Origin of the sequence: Shumkonia mesophila, assembly GCF_026163695.1 — a bacterium.
GTDB classification, from domain to species: Bacteria; Pseudomonadota; Alphaproteobacteria; order Rhodospirillales; family Shumkoniaceae; genus Shumkonia; species Shumkonia mesophila.
This window is the reverse complement of sequence record NZ_JAOTID010000001.1, coordinates 715,773-728,494: the sequence shown is the minus strand read 5'-3', so window position 1 is coordinate 728,494 and position 12,722 is coordinate 715,773. Positions and strand designations below refer to the sequence as shown.

7 protein-coding genes are annotated in these 12,722 nt (G+C 71.9%); all 7 read left to right on the top strand.

Translation table 11 applies throughout. The features are described 5' to 3' along the window. The first annotated feature begins 41 nt into the window (after positions 1-41). The 7 genes from ahcY (at position 42) to addA (ending at position 12,707) form a co-directional block, all read left to right on the top strand. Positions 42-1,439, top strand: coding sequence for an adenosylhomocysteinase (gene ahcY / locus ODR01_RS03290; protein ID WP_316976158.1), 1,398 nt, complete (start codon positions 42-44; stop codon positions 1,437-1,439). 130 nt (positions 1,440-1,569) lie between these two features. Continuing rightward, a complete protein-coding gene (locus ODR01_RS03285) occupies positions 1,570-3,774 on the top strand; it encodes a sensor histidine kinase (RefSeq protein ID WP_316976157.1) in 2,205 nt (734 codons plus the stop codon). Positions 3,775-3,925: 151 nt separating this feature from the next. Continuing rightward, positions 3,926-4,414 (top strand): tRNA (adenosine(37)-N6)-threonylcarbamoyltransferase complex ATPase subunit type 1 TsaE, encoded by a 489-nt coding sequence (gene tsaE, locus ODR01_RS03280; RefSeq protein ID WP_316976156.1) that lies wholly within the window; start codon positions 3,926-3,928, stop codon positions 4,412-4,414. Beyond that, complete coding sequence (locus ODR01_RS03275) at positions 4,407-5,483, top strand: aminoglycoside phosphotransferase family protein (RefSeq protein WP_316976155.1); 1,077 nt, start codon at positions 4,407-4,409, stop codon at positions 5,481-5,483. The genes tsaE and ODR01_RS03275 overlap by 8 nt, the downstream gene beginning before the upstream one ends. Then, positions 5,462-6,259 (top strand): nucleotidyltransferase family protein, encoded by a 798-nt coding sequence (locus tag ODR01_RS03270; RefSeq protein WP_316976154.1) that lies wholly within the window; start codon positions 5,462-5,464, stop codon positions 6,257-6,259. The genes ODR01_RS03275 and ODR01_RS03270 overlap by 22 nt, the downstream gene beginning before the upstream one ends. Beyond that, positions 6,256-9,270 carry a double-strand break repair protein AddB gene (gene addB / locus ODR01_RS03265; RefSeq protein WP_316976153.1) on the top strand — a complete coding sequence of 1,005 codons (3,015 nt, stop codon included), beginning with the start codon at positions 6,256-6,258 and terminating at the stop codon, positions 9,268-9,270. Before ODR01_RS03270 ends, addB begins: the two co-directional genes overlap by 4 nt. Further along, positions 9,267-12,707, top strand: a complete 3,441-nt coding sequence (gene addA / locus ODR01_RS03260; RefSeq protein WP_316976152.1) for a double-strand break repair helicase AddA — start codon at positions 9,267-9,269, stop codon at positions 12,705-12,707. The genes addB and addA overlap by 4 nt, the downstream gene beginning before the upstream one ends. Positions 12,708-12,722: the final 15 nt, after the last annotated feature.

Sequence of the window (12,722 nt, the reverse complement as noted above, 5' to 3'; positions counted from 1 at the left end):
CGGGCCGGCTCGCGCGATCAACAGGTTTGGAGTGATTCCCCATGGGTTCCGTTGACTATAAAGTCGCCGACATCAAGCTGGCCGATTGGGGCCGCAAGGAAATCGACCTCGCCGAAACCGAAATGCCCGGACTGATGGCGGTGCGCGAGGAATACGCCGGCCGGCAGCCGCTCAAGGGCGCGCGCATCGCCGGCTCGCTGCACATGACCATCCAGACGGCGGTGCTGATCGAATCGCTCAAGGCACTGGGCGCCGACGTGCGCTGGGCGTCGTGCAACATCTATTCGACCCAGGACCACGCGGCGGCGGCGATCGCCGCCACCGGCACCCCGGTTTACGCCTACAAGGGCGAATCGCTTCCCGAATACTGGGACTTCACCCACCGCATCTTCGAGTGGGCGGACGGCGGCACCCCCAACATGATCCTCGACGACGGCGGCGACGCCACGCTGCTGATCCACCTCGGCATGCAGGCGGAGAAGGACCTTTCGGTCCTCACCAATCCCGGCAGCGAGGAAGAGGAAGTGCTGTTCGCCGCCATCAAGAAACGCGTGGCCGAGAAGCCCGGCTGGTACAGCGCGATCGCCAAGGCGATTCGCGGCGTCACCGAGGAAACCACCACCGGCGTGCACCGCCTCTACCAGATGGCGGCGGAAGGGCGGCTGCAGTTCCCGGCCATCAATGTCAACGACTCGGTCACCAAGTCGAAGTTCGACAACAAGTACGGCTGCCGGGAAAGCCTGGTCGACGGCATCCGGCGGGCCACCGACGTCATGATGGCCGGCAAGGTGGCCGTCGTCTGCGGCTACGGCGACGTCGGCAAGGGATCGTCCGAAAGCCTGCGCAGCGCGGGCTGCCGCATCCTGGTTACCGAAGTCGACCCCATCTGCGCGCTGCAGGCGGCGATGGAGGGCTACGAGGTGGTGACCATGGAACAGGCGGCGCCCAAGGGCGACATCTTCGTCACCTGCACGGGCAACGTCGACGTCATCACGCTCGACCATATGCGGGCCATGAAGGACAGGGCCATCGTCTGCAACATCGGCCACTTCGATTCCGAGATCCAGGTGGCGAGCCTGCGCAATTTCAAGTGGAACCCCATCAAGCCGCAGGTCGACGAGATCGAGTTCCCCGACGGCAAGCGCATCATCCTGCTGGCCGAGGGGCGGCTGGTGAACCTGGGCTGCGCCACCGGCCACCCCAGCTTCGTGATGAGCGCGTCGTTCACCAACCAGGTGCTGGCCCAGATGGAGCTGTGGACCAACCCCGGCAAGTACGAGCGCCAGGTCTATGTGCTGCCCAAGGCCCTGGACGAGAAGGTGGCCACGCTGCATCTGGCCAAACTGGGCGTCTCGCTGACCGCACTCACGCCCCGCCAGGCCAAGTACATCGGCGTCGGCGAAGCCGGGCCCTTCAAGCCGGATTACTACCGCTACTGACGCGACCGGCGGGCGGCGCGAAAGGAACGCCGCGAGAAGGATTCAATAACGCGGGAGAATGCTCTAAGATCGCGCCCGTGCCGATTGATCCTTCCCTTCGTTCCGGGCGCCGCCCGGTCAGCCCGCCCTGATGGACGCCGGGATCGTCTTCGCGCTCGGCGCGGCGGCCTTGGGCGCTTGTGTGGCGCCGATCCTTGTCTGGCAGGGGCGGCGCCTGTCGCGCCGGCGGCGCGAGGCCAAGGCCCGCGAGGCCGACGCCCGCATTGCCTGGGACGTCGTCGCCGCCTCGCCCGACGGTTTCCTGATCTGGGAGACGGCGAGCGGCGCAGTCAGGGTTTCCAGCCGGCTTGCCGTGCTGCTCAATCTCGCCGGCGGCGTGGAGAGCGGCTACGAAGAGGTGCTCGGCCGCTTTGCCGACGACGACGCCGCCCGGCTGGCCCAGGCCGTCGAAATCCTGCGCCGCGACGGCACCGGCTTTGGCATGGCGCTGCCGGTCGTCGGCAGGAACCGCCAGGTCCAGGTAAGCGGCGTGCGCGCCTTCAGCACCAACGGCGACGTCGCCGCCGACGTCCTGTGGATCAGGGACGCCGGCAGCCCCATCCCGCGCGCCGCCGCGCCCGCCGTCGCCGATGCCGAAGGTCTCAAAACCCTGTGCGAAGCGCTGCCGTTCCCGGTATGGCTGCGCGGGCCCGATCGCGAGATCGCCTTCGCCAACCCGGCGGCGAGCGCCCAGGGCGCCGACCCCGAATCGCCCCCTTCCCTGGAGATCACCGAAGTTTCCCTGGCCGCCGGCCGCGGAACGGCGGCCTTCGCCTTGCCCGCCGACGCCGGAACCGAGGGGCGGCGGGTCTCGGAGGGGTGGGCGAAACTCCTGGACGTCCTGCCGGTGGGCATCGCCGTGTTCGGCCCGGACGCCCGCCTGGAATTCCACAACGCGACCTTCGCCCGGCTGTGGCGCCTGGACGACCACGCGCTGGCCGGCCGGCCGCGCCTGGGCCAGTTGCTCGATCTCCTGAGGGAGCACCGCCTGCTCCCCGAGGTCCCCGACTATCCGGCTTTCCGCGAGGAACAGGTCGCCCTGTTCCGCCTGGTGACCCAGCCGGAGGTCAGCCTCATGCACCTGCCCGACGGCCGCACGGTGCGCCGCGTTTGCGCGCCGCACCCGACGGGCGGCCTGGTCTTCGCCTACGAGGATCTGTCGGAGCGCCTGTCCCTCGAACGCTCGATCAACGAATTGAGTGCGGTGCAGCGCGAGACCCTGGACAACCTGTTCGAGGCGGTCGCGGTGTTCGGCGGCGACGGCCGGCTCAAGCTCAACAACCCCGCCTTCGTCCATCTGTGGGAATTGGACGGCAAGGCCATCGCCCAGGGCATTCACCTCGCCGATTTCGCGCTCCGCATGAACGCCCGCCTCGAGGAGAGCGCCGGCGGCAGCCGCCCCGTCGTCACGGCGGCCCGGCTGATGAAGCGCGAGCCCGGCGGCGGGCGGCTCGCCCGGACCGACGGGGCCGTCATCGAGTACGCCACGGTGCCGCTGCCCGACGGCGCCGTGCTGGTCAGCTTCCTCAACGTCACCGACAGCGCCCAGGTCGAGGCGGCGTTGCGCCAGCGGGCCGAAGCGCTCGACGAGGCCAACCGGCTGAAATCGGCGTTCATCGCCAACGTGTCCTACGAGATCCGCACGCCGCTGACCACCCTGATCGGTTTCGCCGAGATTCTGGCCGAGGAGTATTTCGGCGAGCTCAACCGCCGCCAGAAGGAATACTGCCAGGGCATTCTCGAAACCTCGCAGAACCTGATGACGGTGGTCAGCGACACCCTGGATCTCGCCAGCATCGAGGCCGGCATCATGTCGCTCGAACTGGACGCCGTCGACGTCCACGGCCTGCTCGCCGGGACGCTGAAGCTGGTCCGCGAGCGCTCGCGGTTCAAGAGCCTCAAGGTCGAATTCGACTGCCCGCCCGACATCGGCTGGATCGTCGCCGACGGGCGCCGGCTGCGCCAGGTGTTCTTCAACCTGATGAGCAACGCGGTGCGCTTCGCCCCGGCCCGCGGCCGCGTCGGCCTGACCGCGCGGAAGGCCAACGACGAGGTGGTCATCTCGATCAGCGACACCGGCCCGGGCATGAGCGAGGAGCAGATCCGCCGCGCCGTGCAGCCGTTCGGCCACGGCACCGACCCCGAGGTCGACGGCCGCGGCGCCGGCCTCGGCCTGTCGCTGGTCACCCGCTTCGTCGAACTGCACGCCGGACGGGTCGAGATCCGCTCCGCCCCCGGCCGCGGAACCACCGTGATCTGCCGGCTGCCCACCGGGGCGACCCAGGCCGGAACCTGAGCGATCCCGCGGGGCGAGGCCGATGGTTTCGATCCACCTTCCGCATGCCGCCGATTGGGCTTGGAAAGCGGCCCGTCGACCGGGTAAGAATGGCGCCGTCCGATTCCGGGCCCGATCCGGGATCGGCTGCCGTCCGGAGATGCCGTTTCCGATGTCCACAGCCGAACGCCCGCCCCGCCTGCTGCACATGGACCTGCCCGACGAGGCGGCGACCGAGGCCCTGGCCGCCGCCCTGGCGAAGTCGGCCCGGCCGGGCGACGTGATCGCCCTTGAAGGCGATCTCGGGGCCGGCAAGACGGTGTTCGCCCGCGCCTTCATCCGGGCCCGCGGCGATGGCCTGGAAGAGGTGCCGAGCCCGACCTTCACCCTGGTCCAGTCCTACGACCTTCCCGGCGGCGCCATCCATCATTTCGACCTCTTTCGCCTGGCCGACCCCGAGGAGGCCTACGAGCTGGCCATCGAGGAAGCCTTCGCCGACGGCATCTCGCTGATCGAATGGCCGGCCCGTCTGGGCGCGTTGTTGCCGCCCGGCCGCCTGGAGGTGGCGCTCGCTGCCGGCGACGAACCCACCGCCCGGCGGGCAAGCCTGGCCGGCGGCGCTGGCTGGGCCCGCCGCCTGAAGGAGGCCGGCCTTGCCTGACGCCGTCCCCGCCACCGGTCGCGAAGCCGTCATCCGCGCCTTTCTTGCCGCCCACGGCTGGGAAAGGGCGGACCGGACGCCGCTGACCGGCGATGCCTCGTTCCGCCGCTACGAACGCCTGCGGCGGGACGGCGAGCCGGTCCTGTTGATGGACGCGCCGCCGCCGAAGGAGGACGTGCGACCGTTCGCCCGGCTGGCCCGGCACCTCAATGCCCTCGGGCTCAGCGCGCCGGCCATCCTGGCCGAGGACGCCGCCGCCGGCCTGCTGCTGATCGAGGATTTCGGGGACGCCACCTTCACCCGCATCCTGGCCGGAGATCTGCCTTCGCCGGAGCGAAGCCCCGGCGTCGCGCAGGCAGGCGGCAACGAGCGGGCCCTTTACGAGATGGCCGTCGACGTCCTGGTCCACCTTCACCGACTGGCCCCCGGGGCCGCCGTGCCGGCCGGGCTCAAACCCTACGACGACGAGACCCTGCTGGCCGAGGCGTTCCTGCTGACCGACTGGTACATGCCCAGCGTCATGGGACGGCCGACCCCGGCGGCGGTGCGCCACGCCTATGGCCAGGCCTGGCTGGAGGCCTTCGCCGCGGTGCGGGCCCAGCCGACGACCCTGGTGCTCCGGGATTACCACGTCGACAACCTGATGGTGCTCGATGGGCGCCCCGGCGTTGCCGCCTGCGGGCTGCTCGACTTCCAGGACGCCCTGGCGGGGCCGGCCGCCTATGACCTGATGTCGCTGCTGGAAGACGCCCGGCGCGACATCGACCCCGGGCTTGTCGACGCCCTGCGCCGTCGCTATGCCGCCGCCTTTCCCGACCTCGACCGACCGGCCTTCGACGCCGCCTTCGCCGTCCTTGCGGCGCAGCGTCACGCCAAGGTGATCGGCATCTTCACCCGGCTTTGCCTGCGCGACGGCAAGCCCCGCTACCTGGGCCACATTCCCCGGCTATGGCGGCTTCTGGAACGCGCCCTCGACCACCCGGACCTGGCGCCCGTCGCCGCCTGGTTCGCCCGCAACATTCCATCGGAAAGAAGAGAGAAGCCGTCATGCCCGCCGGTGGCAGCTTGAAGAACGACCCCCGCAAACCGCAAAAGGAGGCGGCGCCCCGCCATCCCAACCTGCCGGAACGTGCCATGATCCTGGCCGCCGGCTTCGGCACCCGCATGCGTCCGATCACCGAGACCCTGCCCAAGCCCCTGATCCAGGTCGGCGGCCGGGCGCTGCTCGACTACAGCCTCGACCGCCTGGACGAGGAAGGCCTGAGCACGGTGATCATCAACGTCCACCATCTCGGCCAGTTGATCGAGAGCCATGTCAAGCGGCGCAAGTCGCCCCCGGTGGTGTTTTCCCGCGAGCCCGAGATCCTCGAAACCGGGGGCGGCATCGCCAATGCCCTGCCGCTGCTGGGCGACAAGCCGTTCCTGGTCGTCAACGCCGACATCATGTGGCTCAACGGTCCCCATTCGGCCCTGCGCCGCATGGCCGAAACCTGGGACGAATCGCGGATGGACGGCCTGCTGCTCCTGCACTCCACCGTCGAGGCCTACGGCTACACCGGCATGGGCGATTTCATCGTCGATCCGGCCGGCGTGCTCAGCCCCCGACCCGAGCGCGAGTTGTCGCCCTTCCTGTTCACCGGCATCCAGATCCTGCATCCGCGGCTGTTCGAGAACGCGCCCAAGGGGCGGTTCCCGCTGAACGTCCTTTACAACCGGGCCATGGAAAAGCGCCGGCTTTACGGCATGATCCATGACGGCGAGTGGTTCCACGTCGGCACCCCCGAAGGACTGGCCGACGCCGAGGCCTACATGCAGGAGAGGTATCCGGGGGTGAAGCGCCGGTGATCCAACGGGGCGTCCCGAGCGAGGGCGGCAGACCGCCGGCGGTCTTCACCATCCCCGCCGGAAGGCCCTTCGTCGACGCCCTGGCCGCCGGTTTGGTCGAGCGCATCGGCGGCGGCCCCGAGGATCTTGCCGCCGCCATCGTCCTTCTGCCCACCCGCCGCGCCTGCCGGGCGCTGGGCGAAGCTTTTCTTCGGCTGACCGGCGGGCGGCCGACGCTGCTGCCCCGCATGCGGCCGCTGGGCGATCTCGACGAGGACGAGCTGGCCATCGCCGGCGCCTTCGACCTGCTGGGGGAAATGCCGTCCGAGGACGGGGCCGCCGGCGGCGACGACATCCCGCCCGCCCTTTCCGGCCTGCGCCGCCAGATCCTGCTGACCCGCCTGGTCATGGCGCTCTCCGGCCGCGACACCTCGGCCGAGCAGGCGGCCCGCCTGGCCGCCGAACTGGGCCGGCTGCTCGATCAGGTCCATACCGAACGCCTGGATTTCGCCGCCCTGGCCGGGCTGGTGCCCGACGAACTGGCCGAGCACTGGCAGGTCACGCTGGAATTCCTGGCCATCTTGAGCGAGCAGTGGCCGCGGGTGCTGGCCGCCGAAGACGCCGTCGACACGGCCGAGCGCCGCAACCGCCTGCTCGCCGCCCAGGCCGCCGCCTGGCGGCGCCATCCGCCGGCCGGCCCGGTGATCGCCGCCGGCTCGACCGGCAGCATCCCGGCCACCGCCGACCTGCTCAAGGTGGTGGCGGAACTGCCGCGGGGCTGCGTCGTCCTGCCCGGGCTCGACACCGACATGGACGAGGAAACCCGCGACGCCCTCGATCCCACCCATCCGCAGTACGGCATGGTGCGGCTGCTGGCCCATCTGGGGCTGTCTGTCGAGGCGGTGAAGCCGTGGCCGCCGGCGGATCGGCCTTCCCCGGCCGATGGGCCGGCCGCGGCGGAACGCCGCCGGCTGATCCAGATCGCCCTCAGGCCGGCCGGTCTGACCGACCGCTGGCGCCGCCAGGCGTCGTTTTCCGCCGCCGCGCTGGAGGGCGTCTCGCGCATCGACTGCCCGGGCCCGCGCGAGGAAGCGGGCGTCATCGCGCTGATCCTGCGCGAGACCCTGGAAACGGCCGGGCGGACCGCCGCCCTGATCACCCTCGACCGCGCGCTGGCCCGCCGCGTCGCCGCCGAACTGCGGCGCTGGGCGATCGACGTCGACGATTCGGCCGGCCAGCCGCTGGCCCACACGCCGCCCGCCGCCTTCCTGCGCCTGGCGCTGGCCATGGTCGCCGAGGATTTTGCGCCGGTCGCCACGTTGGCCGCGCTCAAGCATCCGCTGGCCGCCGGCGGCCGCCGCCCGGTTGCCTTCCGGACCGCCGTCCGCGAGCTTGAAATCGCTGCCCTGCGCGGCCCCCGGCCGGCCCCCGGCATCGACGGTCTGCGCGCCGCGCTGGGCGGGCAGGCAAGCCGGTTCGCCGTCCTGCTCGCCAGCCTGGAGGACGCGGCGGCTTCCCTCCATGCGCTGCTTCGCCAGACCGCCGCCGATCCCCTCGCCCTGGTTTCCGCCCACGTCGCCTGCGTCGAGGCCCTGGCGGCCACAGATGAGGCCCCCGGCGCCGCCCGCCTGTGGGCCGGCGAGGCCGGCGAGGCCGTCGCCCATTTCCTGGCCGAACTGGCCGACTCGGCAGCTTCCCTGGGGCCGCTGGCCGGCCGCCAATACGCCGGCCTCTTCGACGCCCTGATGGCGGGCCGCGTGGTGCGCCCCCGCTTCGGGCGCCATCCGCGCCTTGCCATCTGGGGACCGCTGGAAGCCCGCCTGCAACAGGCCGACGTCGTCGTGCTGGGCGGCCTCAACGAGGGCTGCTGGCCGCCCGAAACCCAGGCCGGGCCGTGGATGAGCCGGCCGATGATGAAGAGCTTCGGGTTGCCGTTGCCGGAACGCCGCATCGGCCTTTCGGCCCACGACTTCGCCCAGGCCTTCGCGGCGCCCCGCGTCGTCCTGACCCGGGCCAGCCGGGTCGAGGGAACGCCGACCGTGCCATCGCGCTGGCTGGCCCGCCTGGATGCGCTCACCGCCGGTTCGGGGCTGGCCCGGACGCTTGAGACCGACCGCCGCTGGATCGCCTGGTTCGAGGGGCTGGATGCCGCCGGGCCACCCCGCCCGGTCGTCCCGCCGCGCCCCCGGCCGCCCGCCGAGGCCCGGCCCCGCAGGCTATCGGTCACCCAGGTCGAGGCGTGGATTCGCGACCCCTATGCCATCTTCGCGCGCCACATCCTGGGTCTGGCGCCGCTGGACGCGCTCGACGCCGATCCGGCGGCGGCCGAGCGCGGCACCATCATCCACGACGCGCTGGAGGCCTTCATTCGCGCCGTCCCCGGCGAGCTGCCGGCCGATGCCGAGGACCGGCTGATCGCCATCGGCCGCCAGGTGTTCGGGGATCGTACGGCCCGGCCCGGGGTTCGCGCCTTCTGGTGGCCGCGCTTCGAGCGCCTGGCCCGCTGGTTCATCGACTTCGAGCGCCGCCGACGCGCCGCCGGCCATCGCGTGCTGGCCACCGAGACCCGGGGCGAGCTGGTCCTGGCGGCGCCGGGCGGCCCCTTCCTTCTGAGCGGCCGTGCCGACCGCCTGGACCTGACGCCGACGGGCGATCTGGCGATCATCGACTACAAGACCGGCCAGGTCCCGTCGCGAAAGCAGGTCGAATGCGGCTTGGCGCCGCAGTTGTCGCTGGAGGCAGCGATGGCGGCGGCCGGCGGCTTCGCCGGCATCCCCGCGAAGTCGGTGGCCGAGATGATCTACCTTCGGCTCACCGGCGGCCGGCTGCCCGGTGAGGAGCGGGTGCTGAACGAAGGCGTTGCCGCCATCGCCGAAGAGGCGATGTCCGGCCTGGCTCGCAAGGTCGCCCTTTTCGACAACCCCAGGACCCCCTACCTGTCGCGCCGCCGCCCGATGTTCGAGCGCGACGTCGGCGATTACGACCATCTGGCCCGGGTCAAGGAATGGCTGGCCGGCGGAGGCGACGAATGACGCCCGGCGCCCCCGCCCCCACCGACACCCGCACCGCGTTGGGCGCCCAGGTCGCCGCCGCCGATCCGTCCCGCTCGGTGTGGGTGTCGGCCAACGCCGGCACCGGCAAGACCCGCGTGCTGATCGACCGCATCAGCCGGCTGCTGCTGGCCGGCACGCCGCCCGGGCGCATCCTCTGCCTGACCTTCACCAAGGCCGCCGCCGCCGAGATGGCCAACCGTCTGCGCGAGCGCCTGGGCGCCTGGACCCTGATGGCCGACGCGGCCCTTGACGACGACCTGTTGAAGCTTTTGGGGCAGGCCCCCGAGGCGGCGCAGACGGTGCGGGCGCGGCGCCTGTTCGCCCAGGTTCTGGACGCGCCGGGCGGCCTCAAGATCCGCACCATCCACGCCTTCTGCGAATCGCTGCTCGGCCAGTTTCCGCTGGAGGCGGCGGTGGCGCCGCATTTCCAGGTCATCGACGAGAGGACCAGCGCCGAGCTGCTGGCCGAGGCCCGCGCCGCCACCCTGGTCGGCGCCTTCGACGGCCGCGATCCGGAACTGACCGGGGCGGTCCGCCATTTGGCCGAACTGGCCGACGAGGCCGGCATCGACGGCGTCATCCGCGAACTGGCGGCCAACCGGCGCCGGCTTCGCGACCTCATCGCCGCCCACGGCTCGGTCGCCGCCCTGGGCGGGGCGGTGCGCACCGTCCTTGGCCTCGCCGCCGGGGACACCGCCTCTTCGGTGCTGGTCGAGGCCGCCGCCGACGGGGCCTTCGACGCGGCAGCGTTGTCGCGGGCGTGCCGTGCCCTCGACAGCGGAACGGCCGGCGACCGGGAAAAGGCCGCGGCCATCCGCGCCTGGATCGGCGATCCGGCGGCGCGGACGGACGGCCTGATGGGCGCCTACGCCGAGGTGTTCCTGACCAAGGCCGGCGAGCCCAGGGCCGAGAGCCGGCTCGTCACCAAGGGCGCGCGGGCCGCCGACCCCGAGGTCCTGCCCATCCTGCTGGCCGAGCAGGCGCGCATCGGCGCCCTGGCCGAGCGGCTGAAGGCGGTGGCCACGGCGCAGGCCACCGAGGCGCTGCTCACCTTCGCCGAAGCCCTGCTCGGTACCTACGACGCCCTCAAGGACGGGCGGGCGCTGCTCGACTACGACGACCTCGTGCTCAAGGTGCGCAGCCTGCTTCGCGCCGACGGCCGGGCGGCGTGGGTGCATTACAAGCTGGATGGCGGGCTGGATCATATCCTGGTCGATGAGGCCCAGGACACCAGCCCCGAGCAATGGGACGTGGTGGCCGGCCTGGCCGCCGAGTTCTTCGCCGGGGCCGGGGCACGGGCCACGCCGCGCACCGTGTTCGCGGTGGGCGACGAGAAGCAGTCGATCTACAGCTTCCAGGGCGCCGACCCCGCCGCCTTCGAGCGCATGCACCAAGCCTTCGCCGCGCGCGCCGGGGCCGCCCGGCAGCCGTGGCTGGCCGTCGAGATGCCGCTGTCCTTCCGCTCCACCTGGACGGTGTTGCGCGCCGTCGACGCGGTCTTCGCCGGCAGCGCGGCGGCCGACGGCGTCACCTTCCACGGGCGGGCGATCCGCCACCTGTCGAACCGCGACGGCCAGGCCGGCCTCGTCGAGATCTGGCCGACGGTCAAGCCGGAACCCGTCCCCGAAACCGATCCCTGGGACGCGCCGCTCGACCATCTGCCGGCGGCCAGCCCGCCGGTGCGTCTGGCCGAGCGCATCGCCGAGCGCATCGACGGCTGGCTGAAGGCCGGCGAAATTCTGGAATCGGAAGGCCGCCCGATCAAGCCGGGCGACATCATGATCCTGGTGCGCCGCCGGGAACGTTTCGCAGAGGCAATGATCCGCTGCCTCAAGGAGCGCGGCATTCCGGTGGCCGGCAGCGACCGCATGGTGCTGACCGAGCAGTTGGCGGTGATGGACCTGATGGCTTTGGGCCGCTTTCTGCTGCTGCCCGAGGACGACCTGTCGCTGGCCGAGGTGCTCAAGGGGCCGCTCTATGGCCTTGACGACGACGACCTGTTCGCCCTGGCTTGGCGGCGCGACGGTACCCTGTGGGAGGCGCTGAAGCGCCGGGCCGGCGAACGGCCGGGCTGGGAGGCGGCGCGCGACGGGCTCGGCCGACTTCTCGACCGAGCCGACTTCGCGCCGCCGTTCGAGTTCTTTTCCGACGTGCTGGGGCCGGGCGGCGGCCGGCAGCACATCCTCGGCCGGCTCGGCGTCGACGCCGGCGATCCCCTGGACGAGTTCCTTGCCCTGGCCCAGATGTACGAGCGCGACCACGTGCCCTCGTTGCAGGGCTTCCTGCACTGGCTGGAAGCCGGCAGGACCGAGATCAAGCGCGACCTCGAACACGGACGCGGCGAAGTGCGGGTGATGACGGTGCACGGCGCCAAGGGCCTGCAGGCCAACGTGGTGTTCCTGCCCGACACCTGCACCGTTCCCGATCCCCGGCTCGACGCCCGCGTGCTGTGGCACGAGGCCGAGCCGCCGGCCGCCCTGTGGCCGGCCTTCCGGGCCAACGAGGAAACCACCTGCCGGGCGCTGCGCGAGGCGGCCCGCCGGCGTCAGGCGGAGGAATACCGCCGGCTGTTCTACGTGGCGATGACGCGGGCCCGCGACCGGCTTTACGTTTGCGGCTGGGAGACCACGCGCGGTCGCGGCGAGGGCTGCTGGTACGACCGCATCGTGGCGGCGCTGAAGGAAAAGGCCGAAGCCGTCGACGTCGGTTTCGAGGAGCCCGGCTGGCGGGTTTCGGACCCGCAGACGGCGGCGCTCGTCGGCCGCGACGAGGCGGCGGCCCGTCCCGCCGACGCCGGCCCGCCCCCGGCCTGGGTCCTTCGGCCGCCGCCGCCCGAGGCCGACCCGCCGCGTCCGCTCACGCCGTCCCACCCCGACGGCGAGGAACCGCCGGTGGTCTCGCCGCTGGGAGGCGACGACGGCCTGCGCTTTCGGCGCGGCCGTCTGATCCACGCCCTGCTGCAGACCCTGCCGCAGGTGGCGCCGCCGGCGCGTCCGGCCGCCGCCGCCGCCTTCCTGGCCCGGCGCGTGCACGGCCTCGACCCGACGACGCAGGCGGCCATCGCGGCGGAAACGCTGGCCGTGTTGGAGCATCCGGAATTCGGCGGCATCTTCGGCCCGGCCGGGCGGGCCGAGGTGCCCCTGGTCGGCACCGTCGGCGACCGGACCATCTCGGCCCAGGTGGACCGTCTGGTGGTGACGCCCGAGGCCGTCCTGGTCGTCGACTTCAAAACCAACCGGCCGCCGCCGGCCGACGTCGCGGCGGTGCCGGCGATCTATCTTCGGCAGATGGCAGCCTATCGCCAAGCGCTCGGCCGGATCTACCCCGACCGTCCCATCCGCTGCGCGCTTCTGTGGACCGACGGACCCCGCCTGATGCCGCTCCCCGACGCCCTGCTCGATGCGCACGCGCCTTGACGGTCCGGGGGCCGG